This window comes from Flavobacterium defluvii (assembly GCF_900129555.1).
GTDB lineage: Bacteria > Bacteroidota > Bacteroidia > Flavobacteriales > Flavobacteriaceae > Flavobacterium > Flavobacterium defluvii.
Genome location: NZ_FQWC01000013.1, coordinates 1 through 21249, shown reverse-complemented (window position 1 = coordinate 21249; position 21249 = coordinate 1). Strand labels below are relative to the sequence as shown.

The window sequence follows — 21249 nt, the reverse complement described above, 5'->3', positions numbered from 1 at the left end:
CTATGGATTTGTCGAAGAAACTTCTAAAACCTTCCCATTAAAGTATTTATTTCCGTTTAATGTAAAATCATAAATATAAGTTGCCATTCCTTCGGCAGAAATTGGAGCCTGATAACCCGGAAAAGCTTCGTTCAGCATTTCTGTCTGAACAGAACCTAAAGCCAGAACGTTAAATGAGATTCCTTCTTGTTTATATTCTTCTGCCAATAATTCAGTTAACGTAATTACGGCTCCTTTACTTGAACTGTAAGCTGCTAAACCTGCAAATTTCAAACTTCCGCGTACACCGCCAATCGAGCTTATGGTTACAACGTGGCTTCCTTTTTGTAAATAAGGAAGACAAATTCTGGTAAGATTTGCCACGGCAAAAACATTTACTTTATAAATACTTTCAAAATCTGCCTGTGTAGTTTCTGCAAAAGGTTTCCATATTAAAGCACCCGCATTATGAACCAATGCATCAACTTTTTTCCAAGTTGAAGAAAGAAAATTTTCTACTTCGTGCAAAGCAGTTTCATCTGCCAAATCAATTGATAAGCAAGTAACATTTTTATGTTCTAAAAGTGTTTTTGGAGTTTTTCTTGAAATCGCTAAAACCTGATTTCCGGCATTTGCAAATTGCAATGCTAATTCGTATCCAATTCCTCTACTCGTTCCGGTAACAATAATATTTTTCATGCAGCAAAAATAAGCAAAACCAAAATAACGAACTGTTATTTATTCATTACAATTTCTTCTGTTGGCGTTGTTGCAATTTTAGTTACAGCTGGTAAAAACTCCTGAATAAAAGCTGTCATGTGTGGAATATCCATTACTTTAAATTCATCTGAAACGTGATGATAGAAATCAAAATTTTCAAAATCAAAAGTACTTATCGATTGGCAGGGTTTTCCGAAAGCTTCAAAAAACGAATAATTATCAGATCTGTAAAACAATTTGTATTCGGCTTCTTTTGGTAAAAAACCGATTGTTTTTTTTCCTGTATATTCATTTATTTTTTCGGCCATATTCGATTTATCAAAACCGGTAATATAAGCCAGATAATCGCGTTTCATTGGTACGCCGACCATTTCTATATTTAATTGAGTATATAAATTGAAGTTTTTTGCTTTCAGTTTCGGAGCCATACTTTTTGATCCTAAAAGACCTTTTTCTTCTCCGGCAAAAAACACAAAAAGAATACTTCTTTTATTTGATTTTGTTTTACTGAAATATTTTGCCATTTGCGCAACAGCCGTTACACCCGAAGCATCGTCATTTGCTCCATTATAAATTTGATCTGGCTGTTGTTTCTTTTCAACTCCGATATGGTCGTAATGTGCGCTCAAAACAACATATTCGTTTTTAAGAACCGGATCTGTTCCTTCTAAAATACCAACAATATTAAAAGCCGGAGTTTTAAAATTCGTCAAAGTGTCGCGATAAGATGCAAAATAAGGTTTTATGTTATTCTTCTTAAAAAAATCTTCTAAAAAAACAGCTGCTTTTTCAATGCCTTTTGTTCCCGTTTCACGACCTTCTAATTCATCTGAAGAAAGATATTTTAAAAAATCTGAAACCTCAGATTCTTCAACTTTATAAGTGATCTCAACAGATTCAGGTTTTGTTTCTTTTTGACTGACTGTCGATGTACCTGATTTACAAGCAATAAAAACAAATGGAAGCAGAAAGTATATTTTTTTCATAAACGAAGATTTATGCAGGTTTTAAAACTATCTTCTTAAACCGGCAGTTTAAAATATTTTTTATAAACTTTAAATGCCTGAATACTTCCTAAAACAATAAAAAATAACGGAATACATACAGGCAATATTAGCTTTGAAAATTGATTTGTTTTATGAAAAATAGTCTGCAATAGTGCTATCAAACTAAACATTCCTAAAAAAATCCCAATCAAAGTTCCTGCAATATAATAATATTTTAACTTCCTTTCTATAACTATATAGTTTCCGTTGAGCAAATACAAATTCCAGCTTGTCCAAAATGGGAGCTGCAAGAAATTGAAACAATTTAAAATTATGCCAATTACAAAAGGCGAATATGTCAAATATTCCTGTAGATAATTTTTTGAATTTGTGGTTTTATTAAAATTCAAATAAAAAACAAAAGCCAGAATAAACATGAATACAACCGAAAAGAGATCGATAAATTTCATTAATTTTTTATTCTCTATAAGTTGTTTTGCAAAAAGCAATGTAAAATAAATCACAAAGGTTTCGACAAAAATGACTCCAAACAAAAACATTATCAAGTTGTGAAATCCTGATTTTGTATATATTTCTAACCCCGCTAAGTTTAAATATCCTAACGGAATTGATCCTAGAAAACTCACCAAAAATCCTATTGAGATATTTTTTATTGGTTTCATTTTTAAAAATTCATAATTTTATTATTCTGTGCCAGATGCAGTTTGTATTGATGCATGCCGGCTTTGTGATCTAAATACGGAACTCCCATTTTATGGTTTACAACGCTTATTTCGTACATATATGTAATGTGTCGTGCGAGCTCTTTCCAGGCAAACCAAACTGAATGTTTTGGATCATAAATATGTGTGGGTTCGCTTGCCGCGCCATTTAACTCCACAATCTGAAAATTCTCTCCTTTCTCTAATTCTTCAAAAGTATTGTACATGATATCAAATCGACCGAAATAGAATTCCGGAATCTGCAAAGCGATATCATTAATCATATTGGTCAATTTTGAAGTAATTAAATGACTTCCGTCAAGAAATTTTGCGCCTCTTGCGTGATTCCCAAACGGAACCAGATTTAGCGATTCTCCTTCTTCTAAAATTTGGTTTAACTGATCTCCGTATTCTCCTTTCAAAGCATCAAACTGCAATTGAAATCTTGGAGTTTGATTTATTAAATCTTCAATTGTCGATTTTCCGTCTCCTGTTACGGCCAAAAATTCTTTGGAAACGATTCCGGTAATTTTTCCGTTTTTTTGATGTGGGTGGCGAACATAAAAAATGCCAACTTCATTTTTAAACGGAATTAAACTCTGCACTAAAAAATCAAAATTTGCTTTTTCTGCATATTCTTTTAATTCATGGATCGTTTTTATTTTTTTTACGCCCGAACCACGCAGACCAATATCCGGTTTTGCAATTAATGGAAAATAAATCTGCTTTTCTGTAATTGCATCGGCTATACTTTTTAGATCTGTTTTCTCTTTAAATAAAATTGTTTTGGGATAATATTTCTGCGGAAGCAAATCATAAATCTGTTTTTTGCTTTCCATCATAAATCCGCCATTTTTAATTTTTGGATTTGAAGCATTAAAGAAAAAAATAGATCTGGCTTTTAGAGCGTAGTATGCCCAAAGAAAATAAATTGGAAAATACAAAACCTGAAACGGCCAGTATTCCCAATTTGTCACTTTATGAAAAAATAGTTTCATCTTGTCTGCAATTTAAATTCGGATAAACGAAGTGGCAAAATCTTCTGTTTTTACTAAATCATAATATTTCATAACGGCTCTGTTTTGCTCAATTACCGTTTGTGTTACACTTAACGTTTTCATTATATTTTCTCTATTGATGATTAATCCGTTTTGAGAATCTTCATTATGTGTGTTTCGATGAAAATCAAACATATCTAATGCTGATATTTTAATTTTATTTTTCAAAAAATCAAAAAACCAGCCTGATCGTTTCTTTCTAATTTCTTCTGAATATAAAGTGACAGACGACCAAATATGATTTTGAAATTCATTTAATCTTGTTGTTCTTTTTGCAGAACCGTCCCAGATTAACTCATATAATTCTTCATTTTGATACAAGACCAAAGTAAAAGGCTCGATATTTTGCAAGTTAATCTGTTTCCAAAAATCTTTTGGCGAAACATCAGAAATAATATCGAGAAGAATTAATCCGCGGCTTTTTCTGTAAGGAAGAACCGGAGTATGTTTAATGATTCCGCCATTGAGCAAAACCAGAACAATTCCGTTTTCATCAATTGCAAACCATGTTCCTCCTGCTTTTGAATCTTTTGGGTACATAACATTTTTCCCGTTATGGAAAAAGTTTCTTGGCGCTTCGGCACCGGGACGAATTACTTTTTCATCCCGGTTTGAAGTAATAATTACAATGCCGTTGTTATTGACAAAACTTACTGTACACATTGTTTTCTATATTCTATGGTTGAACGCGCTACGCCAAAATTGTCATCTATTAAAACATTTTCAAATTCTCGCACAGCAACTTTTATTAAAGCCTGATGATGAATACAATGTTCCAGATTATAAAGCAATTCACGATAATAATTACTTTGAATTCTTAAAGCAAGACTGTCTACAACTTGTTCTATAAAGATTACTTTATTTTCTGTTTTTAATCCTATTTTAATTGCAGAAATAGTTTCTTTGGCAAATTTTGTTTCTGTCTGAATGCGGTTATTTCGTTCGCGATTATCATAATTTAAAACTGACGAATCGTAACTTTTTTTGAGACACTGAAACATTTCAAGAATGTGCCTTGTATGTTCGCCAATACTTGCATTACTCAAAGCTTCGCAAGATTTTGAATAATCCTTATCAGACAATTGATCTAATAAATTGATTAATTCATCTAAACTGTAACGTATTGATTTTAGTAACATAACTTTTAATTTAGAAGATTATACAATTTGTTTTTATTTAAATAAAGTAATCCTAAACAGCATAAAAGTGTAATAATGGCCAATGCAAAAAGTAATCCGCCATCATTTTTAACCGCTATTCCTAATACAAATAAATGCGACAAAACGGCTCCGGTCATAATGCCAAATCCTAGCAAAGCTCCAATCCAGGTTGTTCTGGGTATAAGAATTAAAATAACGGCAACCAGCTCTGCAATTCCGGAACCAATTCTTCCATAAGGTTCTATTCCTAAAGTCGAGAAAATATAAATACTTTCTTCTGCTCCGCTAAATTTAAAAAACAGGGTTTGCAGTAATATTATCGACGCCGCAAGTCTAAGAATCCATGTTATAATTTCTTTTTTCATGATTTCTCGTTATTTGTATATTTTTCGCCAATTGTTATCAGCCTTTGTTTTCAAATTATCCTCGTCTTTGTTCCAGCTTTTCAAAGTATTATTAAAATAGGCATTGTAAAACAAGTACAATTTGTTATCAACAATTTTAAAAGTTTCCGGATTAATTTCTACTTTTTCGCCGGAACTTCCCATCGCATAGGCGCACCAGCCTCCATATTGTGGTTCATATTTTGACGGATTTTTCAAAAAAGCGGTTTTGTTTTCGTTTGATGAAAAATTATATCCCACACCCTGATAAGAAACCGAAAATTCTTTTTTCCCTTTAACTGCTTTTCCCTGATTAAAATACGCCACCGGATCATAACCCTGAATGGCAGTTTTGTTTTCTAAATTATATTGAGAAATTCGTTTGGCATCATTTTGAGCAAATGAATGAACTGAAACCAAAATCAATAAAAGTAATACTAGCTTTTTCATCTTTTTTATTTAAAGTTTTTTAATACTGAAACAAGTAATTCTGTACTTATGCGATGTTTAAAATCCGGAGCGATGTATTCAAAAAGAATATCGCTTTCGTTATTTAATACAAAAACAGAAGGAACTGGTAACAAACTCGTATTGATTCCATTAGAATGTACGTTAATTACCGATTTGTAGTTTTCGGGTGCCTGATAAGCAATTCCCACAGCTTTGATTAATTCGCCTTTTGAATCAGAAAGCAGCGTATATTTTAGTTTATCAGTCTCTTCCGTTTTTTTCAAATTTTCAGGAGAATCGGGACTTACAGCAATAATTTGATATCCTAATTCTAAAATTTGTTTTTCGGCTTCGGCCAAAGCCTGCAGATGCATATTACAAAACGGACACCAGCCGCCGCGATAAAAAATAAGAACTGTTTTTTTCTTTTTAAGTAAATCTGAAATATTTACATCTGTATTTTCAGATGATTTTAAAGTAATGTTTGGGATTTTCTCTCCTATTAACAAAGGAGCAATATCGACCGCAGATTGAGGAATTGTGTTCTGCGCATTAACAGCAAAAGTAAAAGCTGCTAAAAAAATTAAAAGTATTTTTTTCATAGTTTATTGTTTTTACATCTTTTTGATGATGTAAAATTATTGTACTACGAAAAAGCAAAATGTCGGCTAATTTACACTTAGCCCAAAATAATTATAATTTGGTAATATCCGGAATGATAATCTCTTTTCTGTTATAGTTTAAAAGTTGATTTATTTCCATTTCATTAATTAATTGTACGGCAGTTTGTCTTGAGGTACAAATAATTTGGGCAATATCATTTTGAGTTAAATAATTTTCTATTGTAACTGTATTTCCAGTTTGTACTCCTTCTTGCTCAGCCCAGTCTTTTAAAAATTGGTACAATCTGGTTTTGGCATCTTTAGAAATTAAATTGGCATAACTGTTTTTAACACGCTTCATTTTTAAGCCTACAAACTTGGTGTAAGAAAGAGCTAATGTTGGATTTCGAAGCAGCAAATCTTCAAAATCAGACATCAGGAAACTGCAAATTACAACATCGTCAGAAAGTACTTTTGCGTATTCTTCTACTTTATTATCTGTTTCCAAAGTCAGTTCGCCAAATAAATCTCCCTTTTGAATAATGTCTTTTATAGTTTCATTTCCATCATCATCGATAGAAACAATTTTGATATTTCCTTTTTTAAGCAAAAAAATTCTAGGCACATCTGAAGATGAGAAATAAATAATTTCACCTTTTGATGCTTTTTTAAAACCGGTAATAATACACAATTGTTTGATTTGAGAATAACTCAATGTTCTAAACAATTTGTGATCCCGCAAGTACCAATATTTTAAATCTTCGTACATAAAAATTAAATCTGTTGGTGTAAATGTAATTAATTTAACAATAAATCTAATTATAAGTTTTAGGAACGCGGATTGATAGAGATTTTTATTTTCCTAATATAAAAAAATCCATTTTATTAGTGTTTTCGCGATAACGAATCCGTGTCATCCGTGTGCCAATCTACAGCCCAGAAAAAAACAAACCCTTTTAAAGCCTAAACTTCAAAAGGGTTTTTATTAATTTTATTTTATAGAAGATTATCCTGCGATAACAGCTCTTGAAATTACAATTTTTTGAATTTCTGAAGTACCTTCATAAATCTGAGTAATTTTTGCATCACGCATTAAACGTTCAACATGGTATTCTTTTACATAACCATTCCCACCGTGAATCTGTACAGCTTCAACCGTTGTATCCATAGCTACTTGCGAAGCATATAATTTTGCCATTGCACCGCTCACGTCATAATTTTTATGCTGATCTTTATCCCAAGCCGCTTTCATACATAAATGTCGCGCCGCTTCGATATTCACAGCCATATCTGCCAATTTAAAAGCAATTGCCTGATGATTGCAGATTTCTGTTCCAAAAGCTTTACGTTCTTTAGAATATTTTAAAGCCAGTTCATAAGCTCCGGAAGCAATTCCTAGTGCTTGAGAAGCAATACCAATTCTACCTCCTGCTAAAGTTTTCATTGCAAATTTAAATCCAAAACCATCTTCGCCAATTCTGTTTTCTTTCGGAACTTTTACATCCGTAAACATTAAAGAGTGTGTATCAGAACCACGGATTCCCATTTTTTGCTCTTTTGGACCAACAGAAAATCCCGGCATATCTTTAGTCATAATCAAGGCATTGATTCCTTTATGTTTCAGTTCAGGATGCGTTTGTGCAATCACTAAGTATACCGAAGCTGTGTTTCCGTTTGTAATCCAGTTTTTAGTTCCGTTTACCAAATAGTGATCCCCCATATCAATCGCAGTTGTTTTTTGCGAAGTTGCATCACTTCCTGCTTCTGGTTCGCTTAAGCAAAATGCTCCGTGAATTTGACCGGAAGCCAGCCCAGGTAAATATTTTTGTTTTTGTTCTTCAGTTCCAAATTCCTGTAATCCCCAGCAAACCAAAGAATTGTTTACTGACATTACTACAGAAGCCGAAGCATCAACTTTAGAAATTTCTTCCATTGCAATAACATACGAAATCGCATCAAGTCCACTACCGCCATATTTAGGATCAACCATCATTCCCATGAATCCAAGTTCACCCATTTTTTTAACCTGCTCAGCCGGAAAAATTTGTTTTTCATCGCGCTCAATAACGCCTGGTAATAATTCATTTTGAGCAAAATCTCTCGCAGCTTGCTGAATCATTAAATGTTCTTCGGTAAGATTAAAATCCATAGTTTTTTATTTTATTGTTTTTCTAAACCGAATTTTACATTCAGTTTTTGTGGTTTTATTTATTTTTTTGAAAAGCCAATTTTTGATGAAAAGGCTTCCAAAGATAAATTTTAAAAGCGTAATTTACAATGCATGCATATAAATTTAATAGATCAACAAGAATAACGATAACGTTTTCGTAATAATTTAGCTTTTACCAAATATTGAATATAATCTTGCAGCAATTTCTCTAAAATTCAAGATTAAAAATACAGAGCAAAATTGTTTAAAAAATAAAATTTTTAAGACAATTCTTATTAGTAAAAGATTAAACAAATCATAAATTGGGTAAATCTACGTAAAGCAAGTACTATTAATTTGATTATTAAAGCAATAGAATAAAAAAAATCAAAAATTGCAGAAAAAAAACTTTGTATCAAAGACAATAATATTGACAAATTAACATTATTTTTGCTCAAAAATTATATAATTGACAGAACATGAAAAAGATTTTACTAGTACTTACACTGTTATTAACTTTACAAATTACGACCGTTTCTGCCCAAACTCAACTAGAAGTAAACGGCGTTACTGTTCCTAGAAAAATAGAATTTCAAAACAAAACTTTGCAGCTTAATGGCGCTGGCGGAAGATCAAAAATGTGGTTAGAAGTTTATGTACAGGCTTTGTACTTATCTCAATTGAGCCAGGATCCGCAATTTATTATCGAAAGTGATACCGAAATGGCGATTCGAATTGAAATTACGTCTTCTATGGTTTCTGCAAATAAATTAACGAAAGCAATGAATGTTGGTTTTGAAAAATCTGCAGGAAGCAATCTGGAACAATTACGACCAAGAATTGAGCAATTTAAAACGTATTTAAGCGATGCCATTACAGAAAAAGATGTATTTATTTTGGCATACAACCCACTTGATCAAACAATAAATGTTTATAAAAATGAAGTTTTAAAAGGAAAAATTCAGGGATTTGATTTCAAAAAAGCTTTATTTGGAATCTGGCTGTCAGACAAACCAGTTGACGAAACTTTGAAAAAACACTTATTAGGAATATAATACTTAATTTTTTTTAATATTTAGAAAGCCGAAAACCTAATCGTTTTCGGCTTTTCTTTTTTGTTTAATAAATTTGATACAAAATACATTATTCGCATTATTCTATTTTATACATTTACACAAAATAAACATATCACAACAAAATGAAAGATTTATTACAACAATTTGAAAATAAAGCACCTGAAATTGTTTTTAACTGGAAAGATTCTGAAACAGAAGCCGAAGGATGGACTGTAATTAACTCTCTTCGCGGAGGAGCTGCGGGCGGGGGAACAAGAATGAGAAAAGGCTTAGACATGAATGAAGTTTTGTCGCTAGCCAAAACAATGGAAGTTAAATTTTCTGTTTCCGGGCCAGCAATTGGCGGCGCTAAATCTGGAATAAATTTTGACCCGAACGATCCGCGCAAAAAAGGAGTTTTGCAACGCTGGTACAAGGCCGTTTCTCCATTATTGAAAAGTTATTATGGAACGGGAGGAGATTTGAATGTTGATGAAATTCACGAAGTAATTCCAATGACAGAAGAATGTGGTGTATGGCATCCGCAGGAAGGAGTTTTCAACGGACACTTCAAACCTACAGAAGCTGATAAAATTAATAGAATTGGACAATTGCGTCAGGGTGTGATTAAGGTTATCGAAAACCCAAAATTTTCACCAGACGTTACAAGAAAATATACAGTTGCCGATATGATTACCGGGTACGGCGTTGCCGAAGCAGTTCGTCATTTTTACGCAACTTATGGCGGAGACATAAAAGGTAAAAAAGCAATCGTACAAGGTTTTGGAAACGTTGGTTCTGCTGCCGCTTTTTATTTAGCCGAAATGGGTGCGAAAGTTATCGGAATTATTGATCGCGACGGAGGATTAATAAAAGAAGATGGTTTTTCGTTTGAAGAAATCAGAACTTTATTCTTAAACAAAGACGGAAATAAATTAGTGGCTGATAATATGATTCCGTTTGAGGAAATCAATTCTAAAATCTGGACAATTGGTGCCGAGATTTTTACGCCGTGTGCTGCTTCGAGACTGGTTACTCAAAACCAAATCGACAGCTTAATTGCAAACGGATTAGAAGTCATTTCTTGCGGAGCGAATGTTCCTTTTGCAGACAAGGAAATTTTCTTTGGTTCAATTATGGAAGAAGTTGACCGTAAAGTTAGTTTGATTCCGGATTTTATTTCAAACTGCGGAATGGCAAGAGTTTTTGCTTATTTCATGGAGAAAAAAGTTCAAATGACCGATGAAGCTATTTTTAACGATACTTCTGAAATTATAAAAAATGCAATTGTAAAAGCTCATGCTTTAAGTTCATCAAAAACAAATATCAGTGCAACAGCGTTTGAAATTGCATTGAAACAGTTAGTATAATCTATTTTATACTTAATTTCTAAAACGGGCTAAATTATTTAGCTCGTTTTTTTTTAACCGCAAGGCACGCAAAGGTTTACGCAAGATTCGGAAAGCTGTTTGTTTTTAAATCTCGCAAAGGCGCAAAGGCGCAAAGAAACTTAAAAAAAGAAAAACTTTGTGGCTTCGCGACTTTGCGAGAAATAAATTAGCGCTCCCTGCGTAAACCTTTGCGTGCCTTGCGGATAAATTCTCTCTTTCATTCTAAACAATTTTTAGTACTTTTAAACGTTTTTATTTAATACAATTTCAAAATTCAGAATCACAATGAGTTTCACTATTTCTTCAGATAAAAAGAAATCATTACTACTCACAACTGCTATATATGCGGTAATCATTCTATTGCTGTTTTTTATTCGTTTTTGGCCTCCATACAACCCAGAAAATAACGTTGCCCTTGCAGATGGCGGCGGTGGCGGTGGCGGCGTAACGGTAAATTTTGGTGACAGCGATTTAGGTTCGGGAGCGAATTATAAAAGTGAAGTTCTGGATGTAAAAAACAATGTAAAGCAAGCTCCGGCAAAAGCAGTTGAAGAAGAAGCTATTATTTCTCAGGAAAACTCAAAAGCTGATGAAACTGATGTTGTGATACCAACAAAAGAAAAACCTAAAAAACCTGTTCCGGTTGAAAAACCAATACAAAAACCTGTTCCTGAAAAACCAAAAGTTTCGAACTCTACAAACGATGCTTTATCGAGTATTTTAAAAGGTTCAAACAAAGGCGGAGACGGTGATGATAAAGTTTCTGGAAATAAAGGAAATCGTGGAGGCGACTTAAACTCTAAAGGTTATTATGGTACTGGCGGCTCTGGCGGAGGAACCGGAGGCGGTAACGGTACCGGAAATGGTATAGGAAACGGAAGCGGTTATGGAGCCGGAAGCGGCGGAGGTTCTGGAGGTGGATCAGGATATTCTTTAAATGGCCGAAAAGCACTTTCTAAACCAGCTCCTAAATATACTTGTAACGAAGAAGGAACTGTTGTAGTTGAAGTTACGGTTGATCAAAATGGAAAAACTATAAGTGCAACGGCCGGAATAAAAGGGACAACAAACAAAGCAAGTTGTTTATTAGAGCAAGCAAAAATAGCGGCATTAAACACAAAATGGTCTGCTGATGATAATGCTGCACCAAAACAAATTGGAAAGATTATTTATAATTTCAATTTGAATTAAAACACGAATTTCACGGATTTTCACGAATCTGTTCTTATAAAAAAAGGGTTTCTGAAAATTTTTAGAAACCCTTTTTTATATTTATTCATCTTGTAAGTCTTTTGCGAGAAACGAAGTAATCGTGAGGTTGCTTCGTTCATCGCAATGACCATGATTGTGTTTATTTTTTACTTAGGACTCGTAGCAATTACAAACTTCAAATTGTTCTTCACTCCTATCTGCAAAACATCAACTAGATCCTGAACTTGCAAATTAAACGGAATTCGGACTACGACTGTCTGAGTTTTATCTGCTCCAATTTTATTCATTAAAGTAGTTTCCAGTTCTTCAAAAGGAACTTGCTGTTTATCGATATAGAATTGCTTGTCTTCTGTAACGGATAAACTGATTAATTGTTTATTCGTTTTTTCATTTGATTTCGCTTTTGGCAGCGTCATCTTTATAACATTCGGATTTGCCAGTGTTGAAATAATTAGGAAAAACAACAACAGGAAAAACATAATGTCACTTAAAGACGAAGTCGCAACCTCGGCGTGAAATCTTCTTTTTCTCTTAATTGACATACCTTATGATCTTTGAATTATGTTTACAAATTCTAATATCTGTTTCTGAATTTTTAAAGCAAAATCATCAATTTTTCCGTTCAGTAAATGGTAAGCACTATAGGCAATAATTCCCACGATAAGTCCAGATCCTGAACTGATCATTTTCTCGTATAAACCACCGGAGATATTTCCGATACTGATATTTTCTGTAACCGAAATACTGTAGAAAATTTTAATTACCCCAGAAATAGTTCCGATGAAACCAAGCGTTGGTGCAATACCGGCAATAAGTCCTAAATGTCCTAAACGTCTTTCCATTTCACCAATTTCAATATCGGCAGCGCGATCCATATTAGATTCTATTTCGGCAATTGGTCTTCCAATTACTAAAACTCCTTCTTTTAGAATATTTCCAACAGCTGTATCGTTTCTTTCTACAATTGTTCTTGCCAATTCAATATTTCCGGCATGCAATTTTTCGCCAACATCCTGAATTAATCGAGAATCTATTCTTGATGCTTTTTGAATATATAAATAGCGTTCAAAAATTACGTAAATTGTATAGAATAATAAAAGTGCGATTGGTATTAAGAAGAAACCTCCTTTTAAGATAAAACCTAAAACAGAAATTTCAGTTTCTGGATGAGCAACCTTTTCGATCACTACGTTTGAGGCGTTTGCAAGAGTATCAGCTTGTAATTGAATGTAGCTAAACATATTTTAATTCTGGTTTTTAATAATTAATTCTAAAAAATATTTCAATTTTGCAATAAAGATAATTTTCATTGTAATATTAAACTAAAAAAAACGGAAATTATTTCAATCAACAACTATTTTATCCAAACAAAATGAACTATCAGGAAACAACAAACTGGATGTTTAATCAATTACCAATGTATCAGCTTCAGGGTGCTTCGGCATATAAAGAAGATCTGACAAACATCAAGTTACTGGCAGAACATCTTGGTAATCCCGAAAAGAATTTAAAAACGATTCATGTCGCGGGAACAAACGGAAAAGGATCTACATCACACATGCTCTCTTCAATTTTGCAGGAAGCAGGTTATAAAGTGGGTTTATATACGTCGCCGCATTTAAAAGATTTTAGGGAAAGAATTAAAATAAACGGTCGGGAAATTTCAGAAGATTTTGTTTGTGAATTTATTGCAAAACACAAAGATTTTTTTGAAGTCAATGACATGAGTTTCTTCGAAATGTCAGTTGGTTTGGCTTTTGATTATTTTGCTTCAGAAAAAACAGATATTGCGATTATTGAGGTTGGTTTGGGCGGAAGGCTGGACGCAACCAATATTATTACGCCTTTGGTTTCGGTAATTACAAATATTGGTTTAGACCATACGCAATTTTTAGGAAATACGCTTGAAGCTATTGCTGGCGAAAAAGCCGGGATTATCAAACCAAATGTTCCGGTTGTTATTGGCGAATATACTCCGGAAACGCAGCCTGTTTTTTTGGCTAAAGCCGAAGCAAACAATGCGCCGATTTCTTTCGCTTCAGATTTAATTGATCAAATTTATTTATCTGATTTAATTGGAGATTATCAGTTTCATAATAAAAAAACGGTTCAGCAGACGATTTCAATTTTGAACAATCAAACCGATTTTAAAGTTTCGACAGAACAATTAAAAGAAGGTTTATTGAATGTTGTAAAAAATACGGGGTTACAAGGAAGATGGCAGCAATTGGGCGAAAACCCGAAAATCATTTGTGACACGGCGCACAATAAACACGGATTAGCTGTTGTAATGAATCAGCTTCAAAATGAAAAATATGAAAAACTGCATATTGTTTTGGGTGTTGTAAATGATAAAGATTTGGATTCTATTTTGCCGCTTTTCCCAAAAGAAGCTCAGTATTATTTCTGCAGTCCGAATTCGGCACGAGGTTTACCTGCCGAAACTTTGCAAAATGCTGCTGAAAAATTCAGCTTAATTGGAGAAAAGTACGAATCTGTTGAAAGCGCTTTCGCGAAAGCCAGAGAAAATGCTTCAAAAAATGATTTTATTTACGTTGGCGGAAGCACTTTTGTCGTTGCCGAACTGCCTTTGTAACTGTCAAAACCAAATTCGCAGAAAAAAATTCAAAAAAACCGATTTAATAACAAATTCATAAACAGCGAGATATATTTTATTTTTAAAAAAGTTTTATTTTTTATTCAAAATTCTTTGCAGAACTCAAAAACTAGCGTATATTTGCACTCGCAATCACAAACGATAGCAACCTAGTAAAATAGGGCGATTAGCTCAGCTGGTTCAGAGCACCTCGTTTACACCGAGGGGGTCGGGGGTTCGAACCCCTCATCGCCCACCAAGAAACTCCTTAAGAAATTAAGGAGTTTTTTTATGCCTTTCTCTTTCAAAATTTAAATATGTGGCATAAGATCTTCTCTTTTCCTATTATCTTAGCAAAAGCTTTTAATGAAAATGTTTTAATTTCTGTGTATTATAAAAAATACTTCAAGAGAACGTTTTAATAACTAATTCTGCTTATATCTACTCTTTACATATTTTTCTAATACTTTATTAAATCTTGGATCTTCTCCAAATTTATTCATCTCTGGCAATCCAAACTTAATCTTAAAATCTATGTTAGGATATGTGTAAACTCGATCGCATCCAAAAGAAGAAAAATTATTCCAGAACCAAAATCCATAAACTATTTTATCATTTAAAACCATTACAGCTGGCAGGCCTGAAAGTTTAATCTCATTTTTTTTCAATTTCATTTTTCCTGATTCATTAAGAAAAATTTGTTGATCTTTCCAATTAAAGCTTTCTATGTCATTTTCATCAAAAATTGGTTTCTCAGATAAACTTACAAGTTTCTCATCAAAACAATACCTACAATCTTTAAAAGAATTTGTAAAACCTTCTTTTATAGTATATATTTTAATTCCTGAATTACGGGGTTGAATTGAAAATCCAAAAGAGATAAATATTAAAAATGTTGTTAATAAAAATTTCATTCACAAACTTAATCTTACTTTTTTATTTACTTATTTCATTTTATAAAACTAAAAAAACTCCAATATAAATTGGAGTTTTAGTATAATTATTCTAAATAGATTTTTACCAGGGACTAACACCCGTTTCATCTTCAATATCATTACTAAAGAATTGTCCTGTTGGTCCGTTTTCATCCGTTAAAGTATGTTTTATGATAAAAGATGCTGCACTTTCAACACTTCCCGGTCCGTTATGATGATTAAAATCTGTTGCAGTGTAACCCGGATCAATTGCATTAACTTTAAAAGGTAAATCTTTTAGTTCAAAAGCCAAAACAACAGTATATGCATTTAAAGCCGTTTTTGAAGTTCCATAAGCCGCCGATTTGAAATTATAATATTTCCAACTCGGATCGCTATGCAAAGTTAAAGAACCAAGTCCAGAAGTTATATTGCTGATTCTTGGGTTTTCTGATTTTTTAAGCAATTCTAAAAAAGCCTGTGTAACGCTTATCACACCAAAAAAATTGGTATCAAACACTTTTCGAATTTCTTCAATATTTGTGTTTGAAGCATTTTGAGGTAATTCACCACTGATTCCGGCATTGTTAATCAGAATATCTAATTTCCCCTGCTCGCTTTCTACAACATTTTTTGCTGCCAAAATAGAATCTGGACTGGTAACATCAATTTGAATTGCTTTGATATTCTCAAATCCTTCTTCGCTTAATTGTTTTACAACTTCATTTCCTTTCTCAAGATCTCGTGTTCCTAAATAAACAAACAATCCTTTTTTTGAAAATTGTTTTGTTAACTCTAATCCTATGCTTCTATTTGCTCCTGTTATTAATACTGATTTCATTTTTAATTGTTTTAAAATTATAATACAAAGTTGGTTAGTTTAGAAATGAAATCATTTGTCATTTGGCAAAAAGCGATTTATTGAATGTTTTTTCTAATTCTGCTTAACGATGATTGCGTGATTCCTAAATAAGAAGCCACAAAAGAAAGCGGCACTCGATTAACAATATTTGGATATATTTCTAAAAACTTCAAATAACGGGTTTTGGCATCTTCAGAAATCAGCGGACTTCTTCTTTCTACCTTTTGCATTAACGCTCTTGAAACAATTTTGTGCACTATTGCATCCCAGCCAACAATTATATTAGAAAGTTCTTTCCAGTTTTTTCTAGGGAAAACCATAATCTTAGTATCGGCAGCGGCTTGTACATATACTGTCGAAGGAATTTCATTCTCAAAACTTTCAAAATCAACAACAAGATTATTTTCATCAATAAAGTATTTTGTGATTTCTTCTCCTTTGTTGTTATAATAACAAACCCTCAATACACCGTTTAAAACAAAACCAACTTGCTGCGAAACTTTTCCGGCTTCAGAAAAATATTCATCTTTCTTTAATTCTATTTCAATAGCATTGTTTAAAACCAAGTCGATTTGTTGTTGGTTTAAATTCCCAAATTGCAATATATATTCTATAAATTCTTCCATAAAGGCAAGTTAATCAAAGTTATTAATAGAGAATTTGTCATTTGGCAAAAAACCAAAAATTTATTTTCCCACAATTTAATTTTTATTGAATTGTTCCTGAAATGCGACCGGACTTAAATTTGTTTTTTTCTTGAATAATTTATTGAAAGACTGCGGATGTTCGAATCCTAATTTATAAGCAATTTCAGATATTGAAAAAGTTCCTTTGGCAATATATTCTTTTGCTTTTTCTATCAATTTATCATGAATAAACTGCTGTGTATTTTGTCCCGAAAGATTTCGAAGCAAATCACTCAGATATCTGGCAGACAAACCCAACTCATCGGCAGCAAACTGAACCGTTGGTAAACCATTTTCCAGAGATTTTTCATTATTAAAATAATCTTCGAGTAAGATTTCCAATTTAGAAAGCACATCATTATTAACCGCTTTTCTCGTAATAAACTGTCGGTTGTAAAATCGATTACTGTAATTTAGTAAAAGTTCAATCTGCGAAATAAGTACATCCTGACTGAAATTATCTATACGCTCATTCAGTTCATTTTGAATATTAGCAAAAATGCTTAAAATGGTTTCTTTTTCGTTTTCTGATAAATATAAAGCTTCAGAAGCTGTATAAGAAAAGAATCCATATTTTTTAATATTGGCATTTAAAGAATAAGGCCTTATAAAATCAGGATGAATATTTAACGACATCCCACTGTAATCGGCTTCTTCTTCCTGCATTTTTAAAATTTGTCCCGGGGAAACAAATGACATTCCACCTTCTTCAAAATCATAAAAGCCATGTCCGTATCGCAGTTTTCCCGAAAAATGAGTTTTAAATGAAATTTTATAAAAATCTAAAACAATTCCGTTTTCAAAATCTTTCGGGTCAAATATTGCTTCGCCGTAATTTAAAATACTAATAAGCGGATGCAAAGGTTTTGGCTGCCCCATAGCTTTATGAAGTTCTGAAATATTATTGAATATCCTTGGTTGATTTTTCATTTTTATAATTTTATAAAATGTTCAACTGGAGCAATATTCCAGCTCACCGTACTTTGATCAATCATATCGTGTACAACAGAATCACTAAGTTCTGTCATTAATTTATGCATCGCATCGGTTCCTTCTGCTGTGCTGTCCCAAACTAACATATCGTAAACGATTCCTTTTTTTAATTCGAAAATTGTTCTGGAACGAAATCCTTTTTGGCGTTTTAAAAATTCGTCGATTTCTATATTAGCATCAATAAATTGCTGTGTTGTAAAACCATTTAATTTAAAAGTAGTTAATTCTATTGCTTGATTTTCCATCTTATTTAAATTAAAAAGTAAACATTGCCTTAATATTTTGTACTTGAATTTCAGGACCGTTTTTCAATCGCTCGTTGTATAAAGCATTGGCATCATTTCCGGCAATATATCGCAATTGATTTTTGTTATCTGTTGCCGCATCGTATATAATTTGAGCAACATCTTCTGCATTTGTATAATTTTCTAATTGTTCTGCGCTGTAACCTTTACTAACTTCTGCAGTAAGTTTTTGATATGCATAGTGCTGTCCGACTTCCATAGAACGAATTGCAAAATCAGTTTTCATTCCGCCAGGGGCAACAACTTTAACCTGAATTCCGAATTGTGTTAGTTCTGATGCAAGACTTTCAGAAAAACCATCTACTCCAAATTTTGTGGCGCTGTAAATAGAACAAGTCGGAAATCCCATTAATCCAAAAGTAGAAGTAACATTTATAAAAGTACCACTTTTTCTCTCACGAAAATGAGATGTAAAAGCTTTTGAAACACGAATAACACCAAATAAATTTGTAACAATCTGGCGTTCGATTTGAACTTCAGATAAAGATTCTAAAGCGCCGATTAAACCATATCCCGCATTATTCAACACAACATCTACAGTATGTTTTTCTGTAATGTTTTTAATAGTAGATTCAATTTGTTCCAAATCTGTAACGTCGAGCGGTAAAACAATTACGTTTTGTAATAAATTTAATTCGGTTTCTTTTTCTGGATTCCGCATTGTGGCGATTACCTGCCAGCCTTTGCTTTGAAATAATTTTGCAGTTGATTTTCCTAAACCAGTAGAAGCTCCTGTAATAAAAATTGTCTTTTGCATTTTTAAGTTGTTTTAAATTATAATGCAAAGATGGAGTGAAGTTAAAGGTTATATTTAGTCATTTTGGACAATTGATTAGCCAAAATGACGGATAAGATAATTTATTCTTTTGTAAGTCGGTCTAATTCTTTTAATAAAGTTGGTATCCTGAATTCACCCGCCATGCTTTCAACTTTTTGAAAAGCTTCTTCCAAATCAATTCCAATAGAAGTTATATACAAAGGCTTTATACTATTACCTCGCAGCAATGGTTTTTTATATTTTTCGATACTTGCAAAATTGGTTTTGGCAACTCCTATAATAGGGATTTCTTTGTTTAGTTTTTCGTATAAATGCCCACCCAAACCATATTTTTTATAATTATCTAAATAAACAAAACCATCAACAATAATAGCTTCAATATTTTTCAAATCAATTTGATTTAACAAACTGATAATACACGGTAATTCTCTTTTGTAAAATTCTCCCGGAATATATTCTGAAACACTATCAATTATTTCTGTGTGAACTTTAAAGCTTTTATCTTCATTCCAATCCTCAAATTCAAGACAGACCGTTTTTGCTTTATTCTCAAAATAATAAGTATCGAAGGCTAAAATCATATTCAACTTTAATCTTTAAACTCTTAATGAACCTCGAAAACCTCGCGCTGCATAATATGAATCGGCACCATTATGATATACAAAAACTGTATCATAACGAAAATCTGAAAAAATCGCACCACCCAATTTCCGAATATTGGCAGGAGTTAAAATCCAGCTAGAAGTTTTAGTATCAAATTTTCCAAGTTTTTGAAGATTCCGATATTCTACTTCATTCAAAATTTGAATTCCCATTTCCAAAGCCATATTTACAGCGCTGTCTTTAGGCTTATTCTCTTTTCTTTTTTCTAATGCTTCATGATCATAACAAATGCTTCTCCTTCCTTTTGGACTTTCAGCAGAACAGTCATAAAAAATGTATTCATTTGTTTTTTCATCAAAGCCTACAACGTCCGGTTCCCCTTCTGTTCTTTCCATTTCATCAAGTGACCAAAGCTTCTCCCGACTAACTTCGAGTTTTGCCAGAACTTTAGCCCATTCTATATTTTCATGACGGTGCATATTGTTCTCAAAACGCATTTCTAAAATCTTAAGTAACGATTCTTGCTGCTCGATAGACAATTTATCTTTTTGACTCATTTTCTTTATATGTTATATGAATATCTTAATCATTAAGACCTTTCCCTTTTAAAATATTCAGAATGTTTTTTTCAACTCTTACTTCTCTAGTTTTTGATTGTTTAGGCTGAGAAAAATGTAGCAGATAAGCCCTTTGTCTCCCTGGAGTCAAAGAATAAAATGCTTTTTGAAGATTTGGCATTTCATCTAATTTTTTTTGAAATTCTTCAGAAACTTTAAATTCAGAAGTTTTCTTTAATTCCACTTTCAAACCAGCTTTTTCGATTTCGACTGCCTGATAAATATATGTTTTTAAAACAGCTCTTAACTCTGCTATTTCCTGAACGTTCTTAAATCTAATTTGCCTAGCCGCTTGAACATTTTCAGATTGTTGTATTAAAATGCCATCTGTATCTTTGAGTAAAGCACCTTTAAAAAATAAAAAAGCACAGTATTCTTTAAAAGAATGAATCAAAACAACATTATTATTATGATAAGTATAGCAAGGAACTCCCCATTTTAATTCTTCTGTTAGTTGACATTCAAGGACAATTTTGCGCATTAAAACTAATTCTTCCTGCCATTTATTATCCTTATCAAAAAAGAAATCAACTTTTGGATTTTCTATACTTTCTGACATTTTATCCTGATATAAATTAATAACTCAATTAAATTCTAAAATTTGATAGAATTTACATCTTAATTCAAATGTAGCAAATCTTAAAAAATGAAAATGAAATTTGAGAATCTTTTTTTGAGTCTTATCTGAAGTCAAAACGATTTTTAAAATTCACAAAGGAATTTAAACGAATCAAATTCTAAAAGTATAATAAATGTACTCAGGCAGTAAAAATGCTAAAATAACAAGGAAAAACAAAGCTAAAATCAAACATCAATACTTTCGTTTAAAATGAAATTACATAAAAAAAGGGATTTTAAATTTTATGAAGATTTTTGATCCTTTAAATCGAAGAATAAATTAACCAGAAATCGTAAAACAGTTTAAGACAAAAGAGATTAAAAACAAAAAACCCTATCCGATTAGGATAGGGTTTTTAAAAGAAAGGCGACGACATACTCTCCCACAATACTGCAGTACCATCTGCGCA

At 32.3% G+C, this 21249-nt stretch carries 26 protein-coding genes and 1 tRNA gene; 5 read left to right on the top strand and 22 right to left on the bottom strand.

The window, feature by feature from the left end:
* From BUC29_RS20170 to BUC29_RS20120, 11 genes are all read right to left on the bottom strand, one after another.
* Positions 1-678, bottom strand: a complete 678-nt coding sequence (locus BUC29_RS20170; protein ID WP_073418254.1) for an SDR family NAD(P)-dependent oxidoreductase — start codon at positions 676-678, stop codon at positions 1-3.
* Between the two features lie 35 nt (positions 679-713).
* The gene (locus tag BUC29_RS20165; RefSeq protein WP_073418252.1) at positions 714-1685 is read right to left on the bottom strand and encodes a M20/M25/M40 family metallo-hydrolase; all 972 of its coding nucleotides are present in this window, start codon (positions 1683-1685) and stop codon (positions 714-716) included.
* Between the two features lie 35 nt (positions 1686-1720).
* Positions 1721-2368: a hypothetical protein gene (locus BUC29_RS20160; protein WP_073418250.1), complete on the bottom strand. Its 648-nt coding sequence runs from the start codon at positions 2366-2368 to the stop codon at positions 1721-1723.
* A gap of 2 nt (positions 2369-2370) precedes the next feature.
* Positions 2371-3405, bottom strand: coding sequence for an ATP-grasp domain-containing protein (locus BUC29_RS20155; protein WP_073418248.1), 1035 nt, complete (start codon positions 3403-3405; stop codon positions 2371-2373).
* A gap of 12 nt (positions 3406-3417) precedes the next feature.
* Positions 3418-4128, bottom strand: coding sequence for an NRDE family protein (locus tag BUC29_RS20150; protein ID WP_073418246.1), 711 nt, complete (start codon positions 4126-4128; stop codon positions 3418-3420).
* Complete coding sequence (locus BUC29_RS20145) at positions 4116-4604, bottom strand: hypothetical protein (RefSeq protein ID WP_073418244.1); 489 nt, start codon at positions 4602-4604, stop codon at positions 4116-4118. The genes BUC29_RS20150 and BUC29_RS20145 overlap by 13 nt, the downstream gene beginning before the upstream one ends.
* Positions 4605-4609: 5 nt before the next feature.
* Complete coding sequence (locus BUC29_RS20140; protein ID WP_073418242.1) at positions 4610-4990, bottom strand: DoxX family protein; 381 nt, start codon at positions 4988-4990, stop codon at positions 4610-4612.
* Positions 4991-4999: 9 nt separating this feature from the next.
* Positions 5000-5458, bottom strand: a complete 459-nt coding sequence (locus BUC29_RS20135; RefSeq protein ID WP_073418239.1) for a YHS domain-containing (seleno)protein — start codon at positions 5456-5458, stop codon at positions 5000-5002.
* Positions 5459-5463: 5 nt separating this feature from the next.
* Positions 5464-6060: a peroxiredoxin-like family protein gene (locus BUC29_RS20130; RefSeq protein ID WP_073418237.1), complete on the bottom strand. Its 597-nt coding sequence runs from the start codon at positions 6058-6060 to the stop codon at positions 5464-5466.
* A gap of 91 nt (positions 6061-6151) precedes the next feature.
* Positions 6152-6829, bottom strand: coding sequence for a Crp/Fnr family transcriptional regulator (locus tag BUC29_RS20125; protein WP_073418235.1), 678 nt, complete (start codon positions 6827-6829; stop codon positions 6152-6154).
* A 237-nt stretch (positions 6830-7066) separates the two neighbouring features.
* Positions 7067-8209: an acyl-CoA dehydrogenase gene (locus tag BUC29_RS20120; RefSeq protein WP_073418233.1), complete on the bottom strand. Its 1143-nt coding sequence runs from the start codon at positions 8207-8209 to the stop codon at positions 7067-7069.
* A 479-nt stretch (positions 8210-8688) separates the two neighbouring features.
* Between BUC29_RS20120 and BUC29_RS20115 the strand changes: the two genes are divergently transcribed.
* From BUC29_RS20115 to BUC29_RS20105, 3 genes are all read left to right on the top strand, one after another.
* Complete coding sequence (locus BUC29_RS20115) at positions 8689-9264, top strand: chalcone isomerase family protein (protein WP_073418231.1); 576 nt, start codon at positions 8689-8691, stop codon at positions 9262-9264.
* A gap of 143 nt (positions 9265-9407) precedes the next feature.
* On the top strand, positions 9408-10634 hold the full coding sequence (locus tag BUC29_RS20110; protein WP_073418228.1) for a Glu/Leu/Phe/Val dehydrogenase dimerization domain-containing protein: 1227 nt from the start codon (positions 9408-9410) through the stop codon (positions 10632-10634).
* A 306-nt stretch (positions 10635-10940) separates the two neighbouring features.
* Positions 10941-11846 (top strand): hypothetical protein, encoded by a 906-nt coding sequence (locus BUC29_RS20105; protein WP_073418226.1) that lies wholly within the window; start codon positions 10941-10943, stop codon positions 11844-11846.
* Between the two features lie 167 nt (positions 11847-12013).
* Here the strand turns inward: BUC29_RS20105 and BUC29_RS20100 are convergent, their stop codons facing one another.
* Both BUC29_RS20100 and BUC29_RS20095 read right to left on the bottom strand, forming a co-directional pair.
* Positions 12014-12409, bottom strand: coding sequence for an ExbD/TolR family protein (locus tag BUC29_RS20100; RefSeq protein WP_073418224.1), 396 nt, complete (start codon positions 12407-12409; stop codon positions 12014-12016).
* A 3-nt stretch (positions 12410-12412) separates the two neighbouring features.
* The gene (locus tag BUC29_RS20095) at positions 12413-13108 is read right to left on the bottom strand and encodes a MotA/TolQ/ExbB proton channel family protein (protein WP_073418222.1); all 696 of its coding nucleotides are present in this window, start codon (positions 13106-13108) and stop codon (positions 12413-12415) included.
* A gap of 131 nt (positions 13109-13239) precedes the next feature.
* On the opposite strand from BUC29_RS20095, the gene BUC29_RS20090 reads away from it, so the two are divergent.
* Positions 13240-14463, top strand: coding sequence for a bifunctional folylpolyglutamate synthase/dihydrofolate synthase (locus BUC29_RS20090; protein WP_073418220.1), 1224 nt, complete (start codon positions 13240-13242; stop codon positions 14461-14463).
* Between the two features lie 181 nt (positions 14464-14644).
* Positions 14645-14722: transfer RNA gene (locus BUC29_RS20085), tRNA-Val, on the top strand.
* A gap of 166 nt (positions 14723-14888) precedes the next feature.
* Here the strand turns inward: BUC29_RS20085 and BUC29_RS20080 are convergent.
* The 9 genes from BUC29_RS20080 to BUC29_RS20040 all read right to left on the bottom strand — a co-directional run bounded on the left by BUC29_RS20080 (position 14889) and on the right by BUC29_RS20040 (position 20780).
* Positions 14889-15377 carry a hypothetical protein gene (locus BUC29_RS20080; RefSeq protein WP_073418218.1) on the bottom strand — a complete coding sequence of 163 codons (489 nt, stop codon included), beginning with the start codon at positions 15375-15377 and terminating at the stop codon, positions 14889-14891.
* Between the two features lie 103 nt (positions 15378-15480).
* On the bottom strand, positions 15481-16218 hold the full coding sequence (locus BUC29_RS20075; RefSeq protein WP_073418217.1) for an SDR family oxidoreductase: 738 nt from the start codon (positions 16216-16218) through the stop codon (positions 15481-15483).
* A gap of 77 nt (positions 16219-16295) precedes the next feature.
* A complete protein-coding gene (locus tag BUC29_RS20070) occupies positions 16296-16865 on the bottom strand; it encodes a Crp/Fnr family transcriptional regulator (protein ID WP_073418215.1) in 570 nt (189 codons plus the stop codon).
* 75 nt (positions 16866-16940) lie between these two features.
* Positions 16941-17855, bottom strand: a complete 915-nt coding sequence (locus BUC29_RS20065; RefSeq protein ID WP_073418213.1) for a helix-turn-helix domain-containing protein — start codon at positions 17853-17855, stop codon at positions 16941-16943.
* A 2-nt stretch (positions 17856-17857) separates the two neighbouring features.
* Complete coding sequence (locus BUC29_RS20060; protein WP_073418211.1) at positions 17858-18163, bottom strand: hypothetical protein; 306 nt, start codon at positions 18161-18163, stop codon at positions 17858-17860.
* Between the two features lie 10 nt (positions 18164-18173).
* Positions 18174-18980, bottom strand: a complete 807-nt coding sequence (locus BUC29_RS20055) for an SDR family oxidoreductase (protein ID WP_073418209.1) — start codon at positions 18978-18980, stop codon at positions 18174-18176.
* Positions 18981-19081: 101 nt separating this feature from the next.
* Complete coding sequence (locus BUC29_RS20050) at positions 19082-19582, bottom strand: endonuclease V (RefSeq protein WP_073418207.1); 501 nt, start codon at positions 19580-19582, stop codon at positions 19082-19084.
* 15 nt (positions 19583-19597) lie between these two features.
* Positions 19598-20161 (bottom strand): DUF4256 domain-containing protein, encoded by a 564-nt coding sequence (locus BUC29_RS20045; protein ID WP_208610059.1) that lies wholly within the window; start codon positions 20159-20161, stop codon positions 19598-19600.
* Positions 20162-20186: 25 nt separating this feature from the next.
* A complete protein-coding gene (locus BUC29_RS20040) occupies positions 20187-20780 on the bottom strand; it encodes a YdeI/OmpD-associated family protein (protein ID WP_073418203.1) in 594 nt (197 codons plus the stop codon).
* Positions 20781-21249: the final 469 nt, after the last annotated feature.

Excerpts from the sequence above, each read along its gene's own strand:
- BUC29_RS20165 (WP_073418252.1), bottom strand. The coding sequence starts at position 1,685 with ATGAAAAAAATATACTTTCTGCTTCCATTTGTTTTTATTGCTTGTAAA.
- BUC29_RS20120 (WP_073418233.1), bottom strand. The coding sequence starts at position 8,209 with ATGGATTTTAATCTTACCGAAGAACATTTAATGATTCAGCAAGCTGCG.
- BUC29_RS20070 (WP_073418215.1), bottom strand. The coding sequence starts at position 16,865 with ATGGAAGAATTTATAGAATATATATTGCAATTTGGGAATTTAAACCAA.
- BUC29_RS20055 (WP_073418209.1), bottom strand. The coding sequence starts at position 18,980 with ATGCAAAAGACAATTTTTATTACAGGAGCTTCTACTGGTTTAGGAAAA.
- BUC29_RS20110 (WP_073418228.1), top strand. The coding sequence starts at position 9,408 with ATGAAAGATTTATTACAACAATTTGAAAATAAAGCACCTGAAATTGTT.
- BUC29_RS20160 (WP_073418250.1), bottom strand. The coding sequence starts at position 2,368 with ATGAAACCAATAAAAAATATCTCAATAGGATTTTTGGTGAGTTTTCTA.
- BUC29_RS20105 (WP_073418226.1), top strand. The coding sequence starts at position 10,941 with ATGAGTTTCACTATTTCTTCAGATAAAAAGAAATCATTACTACTCACA.
- BUC29_RS20115 (WP_073418231.1), top strand. The coding sequence starts at position 8,689 with ATGAAAAAGATTTTACTAGTACTTACACTGTTATTAACTTTACAAATT.
- BUC29_RS20060 (WP_073418211.1), bottom strand. The coding sequence starts at position 18,163 with ATGGAAAATCAAGCAATAGAATTAACTACTTTTAAATTAAATGGTTTT.
- BUC29_RS20150 (WP_073418246.1), bottom strand. The coding sequence starts at position 4,128 with ATGTGTACAGTAAGTTTTGTCAATAACAACGGCATTGTAATTATTACT.
- BUC29_RS20065 (WP_073418213.1), bottom strand. The coding sequence starts at position 17,855 with ATGAAAAATCAACCAAGGATATTCAATAATATTTCAGAACTTCATAAA.
- BUC29_RS20140 (WP_073418242.1), bottom strand. The coding sequence starts at position 4,990 with ATGAAAAAAGAAATTATAACATGGATTCTTAGACTTGCGGCGTCGATA.
- BUC29_RS20040 (WP_073418203.1), bottom strand. The coding sequence starts at position 20,780 with ATGTCAGAAAGTATAGAAAATCCAAAAGTTGATTTCTTTTTTGATAAG.
- BUC29_RS20095 (WP_073418222.1), bottom strand. The coding sequence starts at position 13,108 with ATGTTTAGCTACATTCAATTACAAGCTGATACTCTTGCAAACGCCTCA.
- BUC29_RS20045 (WP_208610059.1), bottom strand. The coding sequence starts at position 20,161 with ATGAGTCAAAAAGATAAATTGTCTATCGAGCAGCAAGAATCGTTACTT.
- BUC29_RS20170 (WP_073418254.1), bottom strand. The coding sequence starts at position 678 with ATGAAAAATATTATTGTTACCGGAACGAGTAGAGGAATTGGATACGAA.
- BUC29_RS20155 (WP_073418248.1), bottom strand. The coding sequence starts at position 3,405 with ATGAAACTATTTTTTCATAAAGTGACAAATTGGGAATACTGGCCGTTT.
- BUC29_RS20145 (WP_073418244.1), bottom strand. The coding sequence starts at position 4,604 with ATGTTACTAAAATCAATACGTTACAGTTTAGATGAATTAATCAATTTA.
- BUC29_RS20050 (WP_073418207.1), bottom strand. The coding sequence starts at position 19,582 with ATGATTTTAGCCTTCGATACTTATTATTTTGAGAATAAAGCAAAAACG.
- BUC29_RS20135 (WP_073418239.1), bottom strand. The coding sequence starts at position 5,458 with ATGAAAAAGCTAGTATTACTTTTATTGATTTTGGTTTCAGTTCATTCA.
- BUC29_RS20130 (WP_073418237.1), bottom strand. The coding sequence starts at position 6,060 with ATGAAAAAAATACTTTTAATTTTTTTAGCAGCTTTTACTTTTGCTGTT.
- BUC29_RS20090 (WP_073418220.1), top strand. The coding sequence starts at position 13,240 with ATGAACTATCAGGAAACAACAAACTGGATGTTTAATCAATTACCAATG.
- BUC29_RS20100 (WP_073418224.1), bottom strand. The coding sequence starts at position 12,409 with ATGTCAATTAAGAGAAAAAGAAGATTTCACGCCGAGGTTGCGACTTCG.
- BUC29_RS20125 (WP_073418235.1), bottom strand. The coding sequence starts at position 6,829 with ATGTACGAAGATTTAAAATATTGGTACTTGCGGGATCACAAATTGTTT.
- BUC29_RS20080 (WP_073418218.1), bottom strand. The coding sequence starts at position 15,377 with ATGAAATTTTTATTAACAACATTTTTAATATTTATCTCTTTTGGATTT.
- BUC29_RS20075 (WP_073418217.1), bottom strand. The coding sequence starts at position 16,218 with ATGAAATCAGTATTAATAACAGGAGCAAATAGAAGCATAGGATTAGAG.